This window comes from Gilliamella sp. Fer4-1 (assembly GCF_001690515.1).
GTDB classification, from domain to species: domain Bacteria; phylum Pseudomonadota; class Gammaproteobacteria; order Enterobacterales; family Orbaceae; genus Gilliamella; species Gilliamella apicola_C.
Genome location: NZ_LZGZ01000286.1, coordinates 1 through 644 on the forward strand (window position 1 = coordinate 1; position 644 = coordinate 644).

Annotated in this window: 1 protein-coding gene; it reads right to left on the reverse strand. The window is 35.6% G+C overall.

Going from position 1 to position 644, the window contains the following annotated elements; all coding sequences use genetic code 11:
• Positions 1–644: lysine exporter LysO family protein (locus A9G30_RS09890; RefSeq protein ID WP_065588845.1), on the reverse strand; the 644-nt coding region annotated here is incomplete at both ends.

The window sequence follows — 644 nt, forward strand, 5'->3', positions numbered from 1 at the left end:
GGCACTATGGTTACCCCTGCTCCTTTTTGCAACATTGGTAATGTGAAATCCATTGAGGTGGCGCCACATAAACCAAGTGCGGTAAATTTATAGCGTTTTATTAAGGTTGGAATTAATATGATAGCAGATAGTTCACGCAAAATGTCGTTTAGAAAAGTAGTACTACCAATAATTGGTCCATGAGCTTCAGTCATTAAGATGCCCGATAACGAATACCAACCAAATCCTGATGACATTGCTAACCCAACATGTATTGGTTGGCCTAATATTAATGCAGCAATAATACCACCTAAAAATGCACTAATGACAACTATAATCGTTGTCACGATCCCCACTTTATTGAGCAAAATTTGTTTTAGTGAAATATTATTGCTACGTAGTTGAATTCCAATTAATAGCAATAAAAAAACGAGTACAACCTTGGTAATATCTTCGCTATATTGCCAAATAAAAAGTGGCAATAACCCCACAACAAAACCAAGAGCTAGCGCAATGCAAACACGTAATGACTCTAAGATCATTTTAAAGCGAGATTCATAAGTTTGAACTGTACTTGAAGCTTGCGAAGGAAAACACCGCTCAATCAATATCAAAAAGATAAAATTGCCACCAAATGTGCATAGAAAAATAATACCAGTATAAAA